Below are 16,124 nucleotides of genomic sequence, written 5' to 3'. Positions count from 1 at the left end.
GCTGCAGGCGGTTGGCGCTCTCCTGCATGACGGCGGTCATTTCCTCGGCGGCGGAGGCCAGCTGGGTGGCCGACTGGCCGAGATGGCCCAGGGTATCGCGCAGATTGGTCTGCATCTGCTGCATAGCCTGCAGCAGTTGGGCAGCCTCATCGTGACCACGGGCGTCCAGGGTCTGGGTCAGGTCGCCGCTGGCAATGACCCTGGCCGCGGCCACCGCGGTGGCTATGGGGTAGGTCAGGCTGACCGTCATGCGCCAGGCCAGCAGGAGGGTCAGGCCCAGCGCGAGGCCGATGGACAGCCAGGTGATCGTCTTGGAGTGGCTATAGGTGATGCCCGCGTCCTCGGTGGCTGCCTTGACGTCCTCCTGGTTCACTTTGCGCAGGGCCTCGGTGCTCTCGTTCATCTTGGTGCCCAGTTGGGCCATGGCCGCCTGCACCAGGGCCCGACCCTCTTCCACCTTGCCGGCGGCGACCAGATCGGCCAATTGGTTGACGTTGTTGAGGTAGTCCCGGTGGACCTGGCGCAGGGTCTCGAAGGCCTGGCGCTCACGGTCGGAGCTGACCATGCCGGCATAGCGGCCGAAGGCGTCGGCGACCTCGCCACTGATGCTCTCGATCTTCTTGCGCGTGTTGGCGACGGTAGCGGCATCAGGTATGGCCAGCAGGCGCAGCACCTCGATGCGGGTCCGGGCCAGTTGCAGGGCCAGGTTATCGGCTTCCACGATCCCCGGGATGCTGCTCGTTTCGATCACCAGACTCTGGTCCCTGATCTGCGACATCTGGGTGATGCCGAAAATACCCAGCCCGGCTACCAGCAAGGCGAGGAGGCCGAAGCACAGCAGGCTGCGGGTGGCGATGTTGAACGCGCGAAGGGTCATATCCATGTACCGGTTGAGGAGTGTGAGAAACGTAACGGCAAGGGTTGCGGTAACTTGAGAAAAAAGCTGTCTAGAACGCGTGTTTCAGCCGATTTTGCGCTGTGAGGGCTTGAATCCGGGCAGTCGGTACGGGCTTCCGCCGGAAGAGCGACAGTCGTCTGCGGGATGAGTGACCCTGACCGTCACTCCAGGGGGTTGGGACGGCTCCCGAAAGGACAGACGCTCGAGGCAGCCCAGGAAAGGCCGGGGCTAGGCCGCGGACCGCGGCTGTTGTTAGCCTGTGCTTTCTGTGGCTATGGCCGTGAGCGCGAAGACGATGACAGACCGCCAGTTGATCATCCCTGACAGCATGAGCCTGCTCGTGGAGCGTGCGGGTTATGTCCCCGCCGTGAAGGTCGGCAAGACGCTCTATTGCGCAGGGCAGGTGGGCCGCACGCCGGACCTGGAGGTGATCGAGGACCCCGAGCAGCAATTCCGGGCAGCCTGGGCAAATCTTCGCACTGTCCTGGCCGCGGGTGGCTGCACCTTCCAGGACGTGGTCGAGCTGACGACGTTCCACGTCGACCTGCCCAGGCACATGCCAGTGTTCAGGCGCGTGAAGGATGCGCTTTTTCCCAGGGGGACGTGCGCCTGGACCTGCATCGGCGTCGCCGAACTGGCCCATGCCGGACTCCTCGCGGAGATCAAGTGCATCGCCGTGCAGCGATAGACCTGGCCGGCTGCGGCAGATGGGGCTGGCATTCGGGGTGATCTGTGCCTTACCGCCTCCACTTCACACGTCACGGCAGGTGCGGTTTCCACAAGCGAGTTTGCTGCGTTCAACTGCCTCGAGAGCATTGGTCTGCTCGCGCGAGCGATCTTTCCTGCCTAGCGATCGACAGCGCCGGCAGAATGTCGGCCGCAGCATTCACCGCGCGACCCACGAGCGCGATTCTTCAACCGATTCAGGAAGCACTGAGATGCGGGCAGATGGCAGTGAAACGTCAACGAATTACCTCTTGCTGGGCTACGTCGATGCCGAGCTGTTGGCCCTGTACCAGGCCGGGATAGTGCCCACCCTCGAACTGACGCGCACCCAGGCGGCGTTGACCGCCAAGGGTCAGGGCGAGGGGACAGCGGTGGCGCTGTACGTCCAGCAGGACGCTGCGCCCGAACCCGGGTACAAGCCGGGCCCGAGCGAGTCCGCTCGGCCGAATGAAGCGGGAGAACCTCAGCCCAATCCTTCGCTGGAAACCCTGGCCCGCCATTTCGCTGCAGGCCACGCGGACGCCTGCGAATGGCCGACCCCTGGCGGCTCCGAGCCACAGCTGGAGCTGCCTGACGACGGGGGAGACTACTCGGCACAGGAGCGGCTCGAAGCCATTCACCTGGCGCTGGCCGCGCTCGAGGCCGAAGAAGAAATCAGCGTTCCGCTGCTCAAGCAGGTACCGGCGAAGTCAGCACCCTGAGGTCCTCCTGAGGCGAGTTGTCGGTCTGTCGAAAGGCGCTCAGGCAGATTCGTACCCAGGCCGCCTCTGACTTGCCGGAACCAGAGCCGTTGGGCACTCATTGCGCACCCAGGGCTTGCTGCAGGAAAAGAGGTGGTGGCAATTAGCCATGCACGCGATTAAGGTTAACAACCCTAACCTCAGTCTGTGTCATTCTAAGCGCCTTCTCCGCCGTTTCTTGCACTATGACTGCCTCACGAAGACCTCCTCGCGGTGCAGGCCGCACGGCCAAGCCCGATTCCCTCCGCGCTGCTCATGAGCAGATCACCCGCAACAGCGGCACCCTCGCCGATATCGCCAACCTGATCGAGATGGAAGGCAAGGCCAGGCCCGGGCGTGAGCAGCCTGCGCCCGCCACGCGCTCCCGTTCCGACGCCGGCAACCCGGCAGCGGCGTCCAAGGCCAAGGCGGCCGGGCAGACCGACCCTGACCACTTTCTGGTGCAGCCCGTGTTCGGCATACCGTTGGTGGCGCTGCTGGTCTGCGCCCTGATCCTGGGCGCCGCCGTGGGGGTGCCGCTCGGCGTGGTCACCTACGGGACCGCGCTCTACACGGCGGTCCTGGATAGCCTGGCGATCTTCTAAACGGGCTGGTGGCCGCTCTGCAGGCTGCCGTCATGGGCGGCCAGCGGCCGGGCCTCAGGCTTCCAGGGACGCCATCAGCTGCAATTGCTGACCGCTCGGCGCGGCCGCCGGCCTGCCCAACAGATAGCCCTGGGCGAGCCGGACCCCCAGCTGCTGCAGCAGCGCCAGTTGTTCCGGGGTTTCCACGCCTTCGCAGAGCACCTCCAGCTTCATGGCCTTGCCCAGCAGCAACAGGGAGCTCAGCACCTCGCCGCGCTGTTCCTCATCCTGGATCGCCAGGATCCGCCGATCGATCTTGATCAACTGGAAGGGCAGTTCGAGGATGGGGCCCAGGCCGGCGAAGCCGCTGCCGAAGTCGTCCAGGGCCATGCGGATGCCCAGCAGCTGGAGGAGGGCGAAGGACTGGCGGGTCCGGGTATCTATGACCAGTTCCACCCCTTCGGTGACTTCCAGCACCAGACGATTCGGCGCCAGGCGCGAGAGTCTGAGGGCCGCGGACACCCGCTCGTGCAGCATGGGATCGGCGAATTGCAGCGGCGAGAGATTGATGGAGACGCTCAGGTGCGGGGGCCACTGACTGGCGGCGAGACAGGCCTCCTTCACCACCCACTCGCCCAGGGCGATGATGAAGTTGCCCTGTTCGGCCAACGGGATGAACACCTCGGGCGAGACCAGGCCCAGGGTCGGGTGCTGCCAGCGCAGCAGCGCCTCGTAACCCGTCACCTGCCTGGGCTCGACGCGGTAGATGGGCTGGTAGTGCAGCAGGAATTCGTTGCCCACCAGCCCCTTGCGGACATCTTCCGGCGTGAGCAGCTCGGCATGGTCCAGAGGCGCGCCGAGGATGGCATCGATGCCGCCCTCGAAGACCCGGTCACGGCCATCGCGCTTGGCGCGATAGAGGGCGCGATCCGCACAGTCGAGCAGGTCCTCCGCGGTGCTCAGGCCGGCAAGACCGCTGCGGGCGATGCCGATGCTGACGGTGACCTGGGTCTTGTCATCCTGGCGGCCCTGGTGCGGGATCCGCAGGTCGCGAACGCGCTGCAGGATGGTCTCGGCCACGTCCAGCGCGGCGGCCGGACCGATCCGCTCCAGCAGCACGACGAACTCCTCGCCGCCATAGCGACCGACCCGGTCACCCGGGCCCAACCCGACCGCCAGGGCCTTGGCCACGGTGCGCAGGCAATCATCCCCGGCAAGATGGCCGTAGTAGTCGTTGTAGCGCTTGAAGTGGTCCACGTCGATCAGCAGCACGGCCCCCTGTTCGCCGGCCAGGCGCCGCTGCCAGAAGTCCTCCAGCAGCAGATGGAGCTGACGCCGATTGGCGAGGCCGGTGAGGGAATCCGTTTCCGAGAGGATCTGCAGATCCTGGTTGGCCGAACTGAGTGACGCCAGGCGGACTTCTTCACGCAGCTTGTACAGATAGGAGCGGCGCCCTTCGACGTTCAGCCAGTAGCTGGCCAACAGGGAAAAGAAGGCCATGACGATGGCGTTGGTCATCATCAGCCCACCCACGATCGGTGACACCGGCGCTTCATGGACGGCCAGGGCGATCACCGACAGGGCGAAGCCATTGAACAGCAGGGCCGGCAGCAGCGGACTCTTCATGCAGGTGTTGACGAAGGCCAGCATCAGCGGCCAGGTAAAGATGAACAGCGTCTGATTCATCTCCCTGCCCGAGGGGCCATTGATCACCAGGTTGTAGACCACCAGCAGGCCGACATAGAACGGCAGCGAGGCCAGGGTTTCGCGCCAGCGCGTCGGTACCCCGCGCAGCAGCACCACGACCAACAGTGCGAAGGGGGTGGCGATCCCCAGCATCTGGGCGGCTGCCCAGGGCAAGGCGTCTTGCAGCAGGAGCCACCACCAGATCAGAAAGCTGTTGTAGCTCAGGGTGCCGATGAGCAGGCAGCGCGTGAGGTGACGCGTGCGCTGCTTATGGATGTCCAGCTGAAACAGGCGCTCCAGCACCGGGGCGAAGGCAAAGGGCCCGACCGGTTGGGCAAGCGTTTGATCGACGAGCCGACCCAGCTCTGGGGAGGTTTTCATGGCAAGCCCGGGCTGACAGGTTGGATAGCGACGTCCGCGGATAGACGTGTAATGTCAATATGATGGCATTCTGTGACCGCCTTCTCGTTTGGAGATTCGTCCCAGATGACCAGTGGTTGAGTTGGAGAACCTGACGGTCCGAGCCCTCTGTCACAGGTCGCTGTGCAGGGGGCTGGGTGTTTTTCAGACCTTGAAGCGGGTGGTCATCTCCTGCAGGCGTACGCCGATGCGGGCCAGCTCCATGCTCGAGGACGCCGTCTCTTCGCTGGCGGCCGCGGTCTGGTCGGAAATGTCGCGGACATTGGTGACGTTGCGACTGATCTCTTCGCCCGCCGCACCCTGCTGCTGTGCGGCGCAGGCGATCTGATCGTTCATCGATTCGATGTCCTTGACCGAGCGGGTGATGCGCTTGAGCATCTCGCCCGCCTCGCGCGACAGGCCGACGCTGCTGTCGGTCAACTGCACGTTGTGGTCGAGCACGGCCGCCATGCGATCGGTGCTCTGATGCAGGCCGGTGATGAGCTGGGCGATCTCGTCGGTCGAGGAGCGGGTGCGCTGGGCCAGGCCGCGGACCTCGTCGGCGACCACCGCGAAGCCGCGGCCCGCCTCGCCGGCCCGAGCGGCTTCGATGGCGGCATTGAGCGCCAGCAGATTGGTCTGCTCGGAAACGGCCTTGATCACGTCGAGCACGCCGCCGATGCTGTCGGCATGGCCGCGCAGGGTGGCCATGGCCGCCTTGGTGGATGCCATTTCCTGCGCCAGCAGTTCGATCTGGGCGACGGCCTTGTCGACCGCCTGGTCGCCCTGCTGGGCCTGCTGACTGGCCTCCTGTGCCGAGCGGGCGGCTGCCCCGGCATTGCGCGCCACCTCGTGGGTGGTCGCCGTCATCTCCTGCATCGCGGTGGCGATCTGATCGGTCTCGATCTTTTGCGCCTGCACGCCGGCGCTGGTCTGCTCGGTCACCGCCGACAGCTGCTCGGCGGCACTGGCGACCTGGACGACGCCGTCCTTCATCTCGCCAATGAGTCCACGCAGGTTCGTGGTCATCTGCAGCATGCTGAGCTGCAGCGCGCCCAGTTCATCCTTGCGGGTCACCTCCAGCTGATGGGTGAAGTCGCCGTTGGCGACCGTCTGGGCCAGCAGAACGGTGTCCTTCAGGGGGCGGACGATGGAGCGGGTGATCAGCCAGGCGCCCAGCAGGCCCAGGGCGATGGCGATGGCCAGCCATACCAGCAACAGCTGACGTGCACCGCTCACATCCGCCAGCTGGAATTCCTTCTGGATCGCGGTCAGCTTGTCGGCCACCGACAGCAGCGTGGTGATGGTGGTGGTGATTCCGGCCTGGCCCTGATCCACCTGGACCTGGGCGGTGATCAGTTGTTGCAGGCGCTGCTGGTAGCCGGCGAGTTCCTTGCCAAGCGTCTGCAGCGTCTCGGTCGGCAAGGCGCTGGTCGTGGCGAGTCGTTTGACCTTTGCCTGGATACCGTCCAGGGCACCCTGGGCCGCGGCCTCGCTTTCCTTGGTAGGCGTGGTGGCATAGCTGCGCAGGGCAATGCGCATCTGCTGCAGGTCGATGAAGAGGGCCGCCACCTGCTGGCGGTCTTCGACTCGCCCATCCGGGGCGTTGGCCGCCGTGGCCAAGGCCAGCACATAGGTGTTGGCCGCTTCCGCCGTGGCGGTCGCCGCCTGCTGGATCGCCGCACGCTCCCGCGTGGCGGTCACGACCTGGGTGTAGAAGTCCCGATAGCGCTTGAGTGCGCCCTGGGCTTCGCTCAGCAGGGCTTCGTTGGCCTTCGAGTTGAAGTTGGGAACGATGCTCTGCAATTGAGCTTCGATCTTGTCCAGTGCGGCCAGCCATTTTGCCGCCTGGGCATCGTCGGCCTTGACGATATAGACGAGGCGCTCGATGCGCATGTCGCGCGCCAGGGTGCTGTAGCCGGAGATGTCGCCGATTCGTTCGCTGCGATCGCGCAGGGCGTCCGTGGCTTGCCAGCCGGTGTAGGCCACCAGCAGGATCATGCCGATGAGCAGGGAGAAGCCAAGCGCCAGCTTGGCCCGGACGCTGATGTTGCTGAGGAAATTCCAGCCATTGTGCTGCATTAGGACTACCTGGATAAAGGCCGGCGAGGACGAGTCTCCGGCGGACATGCGGTAATTGTTATCGCGATAGTTTTTCGCCCGCGGACGGACGTTGAATACCTGCCACCCCGGACGTAGCCTCCAGGGCCGTCGGTTAATCGCCGAGGCGAAGGCAGGTGCGAGTGCCCGCCAGGGGCGACCTGGACATAGCGGGTAAGTCTGACCATAACGGCGAAAAAGTGATCCATGTCACATCTTTCCCGGGGATGGTTGGTGCCAATTTATGGATGGACGGCGCCTGGTCTGCCGAGGGGAGCTCGGGTATCCGCCTGGTCAGCCGGATACAAGCCGGGTAGGGTCCGAGACAAGGGCGTGGACTGTTCGCTGGTGGACCGGAGCGGACAGCAACTTGCCAATTACCCGAATCGGGAAATACTGTATAAAAAAACAGGTATGGAGGCTGCGCCCATGGCATACAGCCAGTCGTCTCAGCTGACTTCCTATGACCGCCTGACGATGAGGGTCTCGCGGCTGGTCAACAACGCCCGCGGGGTCCTCGACAGGCACGTCCATGTGGAGCGCCTGGAGGCCAGCAGCGAAGACTGGGCGCTGTTGCTCGAGGCCTTCGAGGAGACCGAGGGGCTGATCGTGGCCCACCGTGACGACGGCAGCATCGACCTGTTCTGGAAGGTCTGCTACGACGATTTCTGAGCGGACGCGACAGGCTCGTCCAGTGCATCCGCCCTGGCTTCGGTAAGCGGATTGTCGATTGAAAGGGAGGTTGGCAATGAACATCCAGCGTCTGGGCCCGACCTGGGCTCCCGCCTATCGCCAGTTGATGCTGGACGCCTATGCCAGGCATCCGGAAGCCTTCACCTCCAGTCCTGCAGAGCGGGCCGGGCTGCCGCTCGGGTGGTGGGAGCGTCGTCTGCAGGAGGGTGACGGAGCAGGGGAACGGGTCTGGGGCGCGACCCAGGGCGCGGAGCTGCTGGGCGTGGTGGGGCTGAGCCGCGAGACGCGGGAAAAGGCTCGGCACAAGGCGACCCTGTTCGGCCTGTACGTGCCCGATCGGCACCGGCGGCTGGGCCTGGCGAAAGGTCTGCTCGGCGAATTGCTGGGCCAGGTAGCGACCTGGCCCGACCTGAGGGTCGTCCAGCTCACGGTCACCGAGGGCAATCAGGCCGCTCTGGCGCTGTACGAGCAGGCAGGCTTCAGCGTCTTCGGCAGAGAGCCGCTGGCGGTCGCCGTGGGAGATACCTGGTTCACCAAGCTGCACCTCTGGTGCGATCTGGACAGGTTGCGCCTCGGTTAGGACCCGCTCACCACATACGAAGCACCGTTGCCGCTGCGGCCTGCGAGTCGTGGTGCTGGGCTTCATAAGATGTCGTAAAACTGCCTTCGAACCGCCGCCACACCGTCACATCACCGTCACATCACCGCTCTAGGCTCGCCGCCCCAAGACAGCTTGTAACAAGTTGTATCCACAGGCCCAAGGGGAAGCGCTGGTGAAACGTTCAGGTAACAAACCCGCGGTGTTGACGATCGCATTCGCGGCATCGCTGTTGGCACTTTCGGTGCAGGCAGCCAGCCGTTCGGGCAACAACGCCATCAATGGCGTCGATCTGCTATCCGGCTACAACAAGCTCTGGACGCCCGGCGCCAGCTGGAACACCGGCACGCCCACCGCCTTCGGGGCGCCCATCCTGCAGCGCAATATCCAGTACGTGGTCGACCTCGCGAAGACCCGCACCCAGGCCCAGGAGATAGCGGCCTACTACGATGACCGCCGCGACCAGAGCTACAGCCTGATCAGCGGCCTGGGTTCCCTGGCCAATGGCTACCTGGCCGGCTCCGGCGCCTTCACCACCATCCCGGTGTTCGATGCCTCCACCCAGACCACCAAGTACAGCGACAACGGCAACGGTGCCGGCGACGCCAATTCGCAGCTGGGCAAGGTGGTGCAACTGGTCCAAGCGATCCGCAACGATGCCTCCACCACCCCGGCCAAGAATGCCTACCAGTATCCGCGGCCCTGGCGCCAGGCGGGCGTGGACATCGTGCCGCTGTCGTTGCGCCCGGCCCTCAGCACCACACCGCAGAGCGACGGCGGCTTTCCCAGTGGCCACACCAACGCCGCCTATCTCGCCGGGATCGGCTTCGGCTATGCCGTGCCCCAGCGCCTGGGCGAGGAACTGTTTCGCGCCTCGGAGCTGGGCAACAACCGCATCGTCGCCGGCATGCACTCGCCGCTGGACGTGATTGGCGGGCGCATCACCGCCACCTATTTCGCCATCGACAACCTGGTCAGCAACGCCCAGCTGCGCAGCGATGCCTTCGCCCAGGCCCAGGTCTACTTCGCCCAGCAATGTGGCGGCGACATCAACAACTGCGTGGACCGGATCGATCCAGCCACCGATCGGCAATCCCAGCATGCCCAGGACAAGGCGCTGTACACCGCACGCCTGACCTACGGCTTCGCCCCCGTCGGCCCGACCAACCTGGCGCCGGTGGTGCCGGTCAACGCCGAGGTCTTGCTGGAAACGCGCTTTCCCTATCTCACCGCCAGTCAGCGCCGCGACATCCTGGCCAGCACCGAGCTGTCTTCGGGCTATGCGGTCATCGACGAATCCAACGGCTACGGCCGGCTCAATCTGATGGCCGCGGCCGACGGCTACGGCGCCTTCAATGGCAATGTCAGCGTCAACCTGGACGCCAGCCAGGGTGGCTTCAACGCCCGCGACGCCTGGCGCAACGACATCGGCGGCAGCGGCAGCCTGACCAAGAACGGCAGCGGCGAACTCACCCTCAGCGGCTTCAACACCTACAGCGGCGGCACGCTGATCAATGGCGGTACCCTGCGCGGTCATGCCCGGGCCTTTGGCAGCGGCGACATCACCGACAACGCCACCCTGGTGCTGGATCAGTCGGTCAACGACAGCCTGGCCAACAACCTGCACGGCAACGGCAGCCTGGTAAAGACCGGGGTCGGCTCCCTGAGCCTGACCGGCAACAGCGACTTCGCCGGCACCACCCGCGTCGACCAGGGTCGCCTGGCCATCAACGGCAACCTCGGCAATTCGGCGGTCACCGTCAACTCGGGCGCCACCCTCGGTGGCAATGGCAGTCTCGGCAGCCTGCGCGTGGCCCAGGGCGGCATCCTCGCCCCCGGCAACTCGGTGGGCCAGCTCAACGTCAACGGCAACGTCACCCTCGACCAGGGCTCCGTCTACCAGGTCGAGACCGATGCCAGCGGCCGCGCCGATCGCCTGGTGGCCACGGGCGGTATCACCGTCAATGGCGCCACCCTGGCATTGGTTTCCAGTCCCTACTGGCAGCCGCTGGGCAGCTATCAGCTGCTGAGCGCGGGCAACGGGCTGAGCGGCCGCTTCGGCCCGATCCAGTCCGACTTCGCCTTCCTGACCCCGACCCTGAGCTATGGCGCCAACCAGGCGACCCTGAGCCTGGCGCGCAATGGCGTGGCCTTCGCCGACCTGGCCGAGGGCCGTAACGCCCGGGCCGCCGCTGCGGGCCTGGATCGCGCCGGCGCCGGCAATGCACTCTGGAATCAGGTCGCCGCGACCAATGCCGCGGGTGCAGGCTCGACGTTCCAGAGCCTGGGCAACGAACTGCACGCCTCGACCAAGACCGTGCTGGTGGAAAACAGCCGGCTGGTGCGCACTGCCATGAGCGATCGCCTGAGCGATGCCCAGAGCGAGCTCCCGTCCAGCTCCGGCATCCAGGGTCTGGCCGGCAGTCGCGAGCGCGGACTGGTCTGGACCCAGGCCCTCGGCGCCTGGGGCCACAACGACGGCAGTCACGACGCCAGCAGCCTGGACAGCCACAGCCGCGGCCTGCTGATCGGCAGCGACGTACCCCTGGACGGCGGCTGGCGCGTCGGCGGGCTGGTGGGCTTCGGCCACACCGATCTCGACCTGCGCGGCAAATCCGGCTCGGCGGACAGCACCGACTACCACCTGGGCCTCTATGCCGCCCAGCAGTGGGATGCCCTCAGCCTCAAGCTGGGCCTGGCCCATAGCTGGCACCAGGTGGAGGCACGGCGCAACCTGGCGATCCTCGGCACCGACCAGCGCCTGGCGCCGGACTACGACGCCGGCACCACCCAGGCCTTCGGCGAGCTGGCCTATCGGATCGAAGCGGGGAGGCTGAATCTTTCGCCCTTCGCCAACCTGGCCCATGTGCACCTGCAGACCGACGGCTTCCACGAGCTTAGCGGGGCGCTGGACCTGGACAATCCGCGGCAGAACACCGACGTGACCTTCAGCACCCTCGGCCTGCGCCTGGCGAGCAAACCGCTGGGTGACTGGAAGCTGGTGCCGAGTGCCACCCTGGGCTGGCGCCACGCCTTTGGCGACACCACCCCCGAGCATGAGGCGGCCTTCGCTGGCGGCCCGGCGTTCAAGGTGGTGGGGGCGCCCATCGCGCGTGACGCGGCGGTGGTGCGCGGGGCGCTGGACCTGGCGCTGAGCGAGACGGTCTCGCTGGGCCTGGGTTATGACGGACAACTGAGCGGTCGGACCAGGGACCAGGACCTCGACGCGCGACTCAGCTGGCGCTTCTGAGGATAGGCGTCCCGAGCGCGCGAGCGAATAGGGCATCTGGTACTGGGTACTGAAGACGGGCGAGGCCACCGGAGACGGATGGCCTCGCCTGCTTTCCGGGCTAGAAGGACGCCAGGTTGTCCGGCGTGATCAGCTGGAAGGGGACCCGGGTGAGATTGCTGCTGGTGGAGCCATTGGCCAGGCGCAAGGCCATGTCCACCGCGCCCTGACCCTGGCCCTTGGCATCCTGCAGCACGCTGACCGCCAACTTGCCCTCGCGCATTTCCTGCAAGCCATCGGGCGTGCCGTCGATGCCGCCCACCAGAAACTTCGCCAGCGGCTTGCCAGCCTTTTCCAGGCCACGGATGGCACCGATGGCCATCTCATCGTTGTTGGCGGCGACGATGTCGAAGGCCACGCCCTTGTCGACCCACTGCAGGACGCGTTCGGTCGCCTCGCTGCGCTGCCAGTTGGCCGAGGCCTTCACCACGACCTGCATGTCGGGATACTTGGCCACTACCTTCTCGACGCTCTCGGTGCGCAGCTTGGTCGCTGGGTGGCCCGGTTCGCCCATGAGGATCGCCACCTTGCCCTTGTAACCGGCGCGGCGGGCCAGCTCCTCCATCTGCATCGTCGCGGCTTCCACCTCGTCGGAGCCGACGAAGCCGGCATAGGCGGGCAGGGGAGAGACGCTGGGGCGGTAGTTGATGAACACCAGCGGCACCTTGCTGCTCATCGCCAGCGCCAGCATCTCCTGGGTGTTGCTGTCGTCGATCAGATTGACGATGACCGCATCGACGTGGGCGGCGATCAGGTTGCGGTACTGGCGCAGCTGCAGGGCGCTGTCACTGTTGGCGTTTTCCAGGAAGAGGTCCGCGTCCAGGGTATGGGCGCGCTCCTCGACGTTGTTGATCAGCAGGGTGCGGAAGTTGTCGCGCTTGGAGGTCAGGACACCGATGAGCGGCGCGTTGGCCTGGGCCAGGTTGACCCAGGTGGCGGCCAGGACGAGACCGGCGAGAAGACGAAGCTTGGGCTTGAACATGAGTCGGTCCCCGATCAGACACTGAAGCGTTGCAGCAGCTCGCGCTGCCGGCTGGCCATGAGCGAAAGGTCCTCGCTGCTGCGGGCGGCGCTGTCGGCGCCCTCCGCGGCGCGGAGCGCGGCGTCGTTGATCTGCACCATCATGCGACTGGTCTCCTGGACGGTGGCGCTCTGTTCTTCGGTGGCGGCGGCGATCTGGGTGTTCATTTCACGGATGGTGCCGACCGCCTGGCTCATGCTCTGCAGGGCTTCCCGGGCGGAGGAGGCCAGTTGCACGCACTCGCCGGACTGGGCACGACTCACCCCCATGATCTCCACCACCGAATGGATCTTCTGCTGCATCTGTTCGATCTGCTGCTGGATTTCGGTGGTGGAGGCCTGGGTACGACTGGCGAGGGAACGCACCTCGTCGGCGACCACGGCGAAACCGCGCCCCTGTTCACCGGCGCGAGCCGCCTCGATGGCGGCGTTGAGGGCCAGCAGGTTGGTCTGCTCGGCGATGTTGCGGATGGCATCGACGATGCCGTCGATGCTCTGGCCATAGCCCTGCAGCTCATCGGTGGCCTGGGCGGCGACCTGGATCTGCCGCGCCTGGCGCTGGATGCTGTCGATGGTCTCGGCGACGGTGGTGCCGGTCGTGGTGCTCAATTCGAAGGTGTGGTCGACGGCATCCTTGGTGTCGAGGGCGCGCTGGGCCACCTCGGCCACGGTGCTTTCCATCTGCGTCATCGCCGAGGCGGCGGAGCCCAGACGCTCGGTCTGCTCTTCCACGGCGCGGGTGGTGCTGGCACTGATGTCGGCATTGGCCTGGGCGGTACCCCGGAGGTCGTCGGCCGACTGGGTGAGGGTCTGCACCGTGGTCTGCAGCGAGCGGATCAGTTCGTTGAGATAGCCGCCCAGTTCGCTGAATTCATCCTTGCGGCGCACATCGAACTGGACCCGCAGATCGCCGGCCGTGACCTGGCGCAGCGACTCGCGGAAGGCCAGCAGCGGGCGCCGCAGGCCACGCGCGACCCAGAAGCCGATGATCAGGGCCGCGCCGATCGCCAGCAGGGCGACGATGGCGAGCACCTGGCGGCTGGTGGCCACGGTAGCGTCGGTATCGCTCTTGGCCTGCTGGGCCACGGCCACGGCGCCGGCGCTGAGGGTACGCAGGGTGTCCAGGGTCGCCTGTAGGGCGGTGCCGGTGCGCTGGCGCTGGGCGTCGAACTGGCCTTCGGCCGCGGCCTGGCGCTGATAGGCTTGGCGCAGGCCATCGGGCGCGGTCATCTCGTGCAGGAGGCGCGTGACCATTACCCCGACGATGCGCGCGCTGCGCTCGTCGATGGCGGCCAGGGCGCGCAGGCGATCGGTGATGACATCCTGCTGCTGGTTGAGCACCACATCCAGGCCGGGCAGATCCAGACGCGCCGCCTGGGCGGCGAAGGCGGCGTAGGTCTTGTCCGTTTCGATCAGCAGCATCTGGGCGGCGCGGACGGCGGCAGTGGCGCCTTCGGCCTTCTGTTGCGCGCTGTAGGCCTGCAGATAGCTGGACAGCCGATTGGCCTCCGGCGTGGCATAGCCCTGCAGGGTGCGGGTTTCGCGGCGGATGGCGACCAGCTGGCGGTAGCTGTCGATGAGGGTCTTCGCCTGGTCGCCATAGGCATTGCCCAGCTTCTGCTCCTGATCGAGCGCCTGGGTCAGCTGGTCATGGGCGCGCAACAGCGCCGGCAGGCGCTGGTGCAGCTGCAGATAATCGGCGAACTGCTGCTGGAATTGCTGTTCGCGGGTGGCGATCGCCGCGGCGTCGGTCTCGGCCAGCAGGCCGAGCAGGGTCTGGTTGGCCCCCAGCAACTGCACGTTGATCTCGCCAACGGCCTGGCCAAGCGGCGCGGATTGCTCGGTGATGACCGCCAGCCGCTCATGGATGGACTGGGTACTGTTGAAGCTTACGGCGACGATGCCCAGCAGCAGGAGCACCAGAAGTGCAATGCCGCCGACCACGCGTTGAAGAATCGTCATGCTGGTTCCCTGCTTTTGTTATCGGTGTCGAGGCAGGAGGCCATCAGCGCCGGGACCCGATCGAGCGTCCCGCTACCGTCCATGGCCAACGTGCTGTCAGCCTAGTCGCATCACCGGACCTGGCCGCATCGTCCGCGGACGTGCGGCCTTGGCCAGGCGATCAGCTGTCGTCCGTGGCGTCCGCCACCCGTGCCAGGGGCTGGCGGGCCGGTTCGCTCTTTGGGCAAGGCGCGAGGGGCGCTACCTGGCGATCCCAGATCCGCCACCTCCAGGCATGCGGCGCGCGTTCCTCCGTGGTCGCCATGCGACGGACACCTCAGGTCGCAAAGCCGGCGCGGCGGGGCAGAAACCAACCGGTGCTTCTCCAGGTCCCTGAAAGGTCTCTTTTTTCAGGAATACCCGATGTCCAAAGCTCTGCTGTGCTCCCTCGTACTGGCTACCGCCGCAACCCTGACCGCGTGCGACAAGACCTCCGAAGACCATGCCCAGGACGCCCAGGCCCATAGCCAGAAGGCCCAGGAGAAGGCGGCTGAGGGCAAGGTCGAGCGGGCCTCCAAGGAGCAGGCCAAGGCGCAGGAAGACCGGGCCCAGGCCAATGAAGCCGCGGCCACCGAAGGGCGCAACACGCCCCCCGATTCCGCCGTGCCCGGCTATATCAAGACGCCCAGCAAGGAAAATCCCTGACGTAGGCTCTGCCTCCCTTGCCGGCCGGCAGTGGGCGAATTGCCGCGCTGCTCGCGGCCGCTGGGCGCAGGGTAGGGCGGTCACGGTTACCGGTGGCTCAGGCGGATGACGAAGCCCGCCGGCTACCGCACCCCGGGATTCTGGGGCGGAAGGTCAGGGTGGCGCACTGACGGGCTGCCAACCGGCGGCCGTTGACGAGCCGACGACAGCTGTCGTCCAGGCGAGCAACGGCTGTTTACATCCGGGCCAGGACGATTAGAGTAGGAGCCACTTCGCCACTATTCGTCCATCCTCCGGAGCCGCCATGAGCCCTTCGCGACCGATCCACTGGTATCGTGCCCGCAGCACGTTCGAAATCGTCGCCCTGGGCCTGGGGGTGATCGCCCTGGTGGTGGCCCTCGATCAGGGCCTGCGCAACTCGCCCTCCGAGCACCTTGCCGATTACCACGCCTGCAAGGGTGACGGTGGTCTGGCGCGGATGAATGCCATCGGCGAAATCGTCTGCCGGCTGCCCAGTCCGGTGATTGGCCAGGTAGCGGCCAAGACGCCGGCGGTTTCCGGTCTCTAACGACCGCCGGGCCTCTCCCTCCGGCCCGCTCACGGCTGGCCTGCTCCTGTGACTGGACCCTCCCGGTCCGGTCGATTCCTCTTTTTCCGCATCCTCTCCTGATGCCGTCCTGACCTCCGGGCGTGGATCACGGCTGCCTGGCGTTGGCAATGCGAACAGCTATTGCTTAACGTAACATTTGATAATGAGAGTTTTTAT

General features: G+C 66.1%; 12 protein-coding genes and 3 pseudogenes. 8 read left to right on the top strand and 7 right to left on the bottom strand.

Translation table 11 applies throughout. The features are described 5' to 3' along the window. Nucleotides 1-106 precede the first annotated feature (106 nt). Nucleotides 107-877 (bottom strand): annotated as a pseudogene (locus QKY98_RS23975) (MCP four helix bundle domain-containing protein); the annotation flags it as partial. 316 nt (nucleotides 878-1,193) lie between these two features. Here QKY98_RS23975 and QKY98_RS10870 point away from each other — a divergent pair. The 3 genes from QKY98_RS10870 (at nucleotide 1,194) to QKY98_RS10860 (ending at nucleotide 2,948) form a co-directional block, all read left to right on the top strand. Further along, complete coding sequence (locus QKY98_RS10870; protein ID WP_284670948.1) at nucleotides 1,194-1,586, top strand: RidA family protein; 393 nt, start codon at nucleotides 1,194-1,196, stop codon at nucleotides 1,584-1,586. Between the two features lie 289 nt (nucleotides 1,587-1,875). Beyond that, nucleotides 1,876-2,325, top strand: coding sequence for a hypothetical protein (locus QKY98_RS10865; protein WP_284670854.1), 450 nt, complete (start codon nucleotides 1,876-1,878; stop codon nucleotides 2,323-2,325). Between the two features lie 224 nt (nucleotides 2,326-2,549). Continuing rightward, nucleotides 2,550-2,948 carry a hypothetical protein gene (locus QKY98_RS10860; RefSeq protein ID WP_027599935.1) on the top strand — a complete coding sequence of 133 codons (399 nt, stop codon included), beginning with the start codon at nucleotides 2,550-2,552 and terminating at the stop codon, nucleotides 2,946-2,948. Between the two features lie 54 nt (nucleotides 2,949-3,002). On the opposite strand, the gene QKY98_RS10855 is transcribed toward QKY98_RS10860, so the two are convergent. The 3 genes and pseudogenes from QKY98_RS10855 to QKY98_RS23965 form a co-directional block, all read right to left on the bottom strand. Then, the gene (locus QKY98_RS10855; RefSeq protein ID WP_044340797.1) at nucleotides 3,003-4,994 is read right to left on the bottom strand and encodes a putative bifunctional diguanylate cyclase/phosphodiesterase; all 1,992 of its coding nucleotides are present in this window, start codon (nucleotides 4,992-4,994) and stop codon (nucleotides 3,003-3,005) included. 183 nt (nucleotides 4,995-5,177) lie between these two features. Continuing rightward, entirely contained in the window at nucleotides 5,178-6,008 is an 831-nt protein-coding gene (locus QKY98_RS23970) for a methyl-accepting chemotaxis protein (protein ID WP_376786104.1), read from the bottom strand. A 27-nt stretch (nucleotides 6,009-6,035) separates the two neighbouring features. Continuing rightward, nucleotides 6,036-7,013: pseudogene (locus QKY98_RS23965) on the bottom strand (methyl-accepting chemotaxis protein); the annotation flags it as partial. Between the two features lie 528 nt (nucleotides 7,014-7,541). On the opposite strand from QKY98_RS23965, the gene QKY98_RS10845 reads away from it, so the two are divergent. The 3 genes from QKY98_RS10845 (at nucleotide 7,542) to QKY98_RS10835 (ending at nucleotide 11,653) form a co-directional block, all read left to right on the top strand. After that, nucleotides 7,542-7,784, top strand: a complete 243-nt coding sequence (locus tag QKY98_RS10845; protein WP_100168972.1) for a DUF1654 domain-containing protein — start codon at nucleotides 7,542-7,544, stop codon at nucleotides 7,782-7,784. Nucleotides 7,785-7,860: 76 nt separating this feature from the next. Next, nucleotides 7,861-8,385: a GNAT family N-acetyltransferase gene (locus QKY98_RS10840; RefSeq protein ID WP_284670853.1), complete on the top strand. Its 525-nt coding sequence runs from the start codon at nucleotides 7,861-7,863 to the stop codon at nucleotides 8,383-8,385. 223 nt (nucleotides 8,386-8,608) lie between these two features. Then, nucleotides 8,609-11,653, top strand: coding sequence for an autotransporter domain-containing protein (locus QKY98_RS10835; RefSeq protein WP_502945085.1), 3,045 nt, complete (start codon nucleotides 8,609-8,611; stop codon nucleotides 11,651-11,653). A gap of 100 nt (nucleotides 11,654-11,753) precedes the next feature. On the opposite strand, the gene QKY98_RS10830 is transcribed toward QKY98_RS10835, so the two are convergent. The 3 genes and pseudogenes from QKY98_RS10830 to QKY98_RS23955 all read right to left on the bottom strand — a co-directional run. Continuing rightward, nucleotides 11,754-12,674, bottom strand: coding sequence for a substrate-binding domain-containing protein (locus tag QKY98_RS10830; protein ID WP_044340792.1), 921 nt, complete (start codon nucleotides 12,672-12,674; stop codon nucleotides 11,754-11,756). A 14-nt stretch (nucleotides 12,675-12,688) separates the two neighbouring features. Beyond that, a complete protein-coding gene (locus QKY98_RS23960) occupies nucleotides 12,689-13,444 on the bottom strand; it encodes a methyl-accepting chemotaxis protein (protein ID WP_371100814.1) in 756 nt (251 codons plus the stop codon). Nucleotides 13,445-13,546: 102 nt separating this feature from the next. After that, nucleotides 13,547-13,942, bottom strand: a pseudogene (locus QKY98_RS23955) (HAMP domain-containing protein); the annotation flags it as partial. A 1,134-nt stretch (nucleotides 13,943-15,076) separates the two neighbouring features. On the opposite strand from QKY98_RS23955, the gene QKY98_RS10820 reads away from it, so the two are divergent. Then, the gene (locus QKY98_RS10820) at nucleotides 15,077-15,358 is read left to right on the top strand and encodes a hypothetical protein (RefSeq protein ID WP_027599928.1); all 282 of its coding nucleotides are present in this window, start codon (nucleotides 15,077-15,079) and stop codon (nucleotides 15,356-15,358) included. A 304-nt stretch (nucleotides 15,359-15,662) separates the two neighbouring features. After that, nucleotides 15,663-15,926: a hypothetical protein gene (locus QKY98_RS10815; RefSeq protein WP_007160310.1), complete on the top strand. Its 264-nt coding sequence runs from the start codon at nucleotides 15,663-15,665 to the stop codon at nucleotides 15,924-15,926. Nucleotides 15,927-16,124: the final 198 nt, after the last annotated feature.

The organism is Pseudomonas sp. HR1 (genome assembly GCF_030175875.1).
Taxonomy (GTDB): domain Bacteria; phylum Pseudomonadota; class Gammaproteobacteria; order Pseudomonadales; family Pseudomonadaceae; genus Chryseomonas; species Chryseomonas oryzihabitans.
This window is presented reverse-complemented; position numbering and strand designations above follow the sequence as displayed.

Coding starts and splice junctions, on each gene's coding strand:
- QKY98_RS10855 (WP_044340797.1), bottom strand. CDS start 4,994: ATGAAAACCTCCCCAGAGCTGGGTCGGCTCGTCGATCAAACGCTTGCC.
- QKY98_RS10830 (WP_044340792.1), bottom strand. CDS start 12,674: ATGTTCAAGCCCAAGCTTCGTCTTCTCGCCGGTCTCGTCCTGGCCGCC.
- QKY98_RS10845 (WP_100168972.1), top strand. CDS start 7,542: ATGGCATACAGCCAGTCGTCTCAGCTGACTTCCTATGACCGCCTGACG.
- QKY98_RS10815 (WP_007160310.1), top strand. CDS start 15,663: ATGAGCCCTTCGCGACCGATCCACTGGTATCGTGCCCGCAGCACGTTC.
- QKY98_RS10860 (WP_027599935.1), top strand. CDS start 2,550: ATGACTGCCTCACGAAGACCTCCTCGCGGTGCAGGCCGCACGGCCAAG.
- QKY98_RS10870 (WP_284670948.1), top strand. CDS start 1,194: ATGACAGACCGCCAGTTGATCATCCCTGACAGCATGAGCCTGCTCGTG.
- QKY98_RS23970 (WP_376786104.1), bottom strand. CDS start 6,008: ATGAAGGACGGCGTCGTCCAGGTCGCCAGTGCCGCCGAGCAGCTGTCG.
- QKY98_RS10840 (WP_284670853.1), top strand. CDS start 7,861: ATGAACATCCAGCGTCTGGGCCCGACCTGGGCTCCCGCCTATCGCCAG.
- QKY98_RS10820 (WP_027599928.1), top strand. CDS start 15,077: ATGTCCAAAGCTCTGCTGTGCTCCCTCGTACTGGCTACCGCCGCAACC.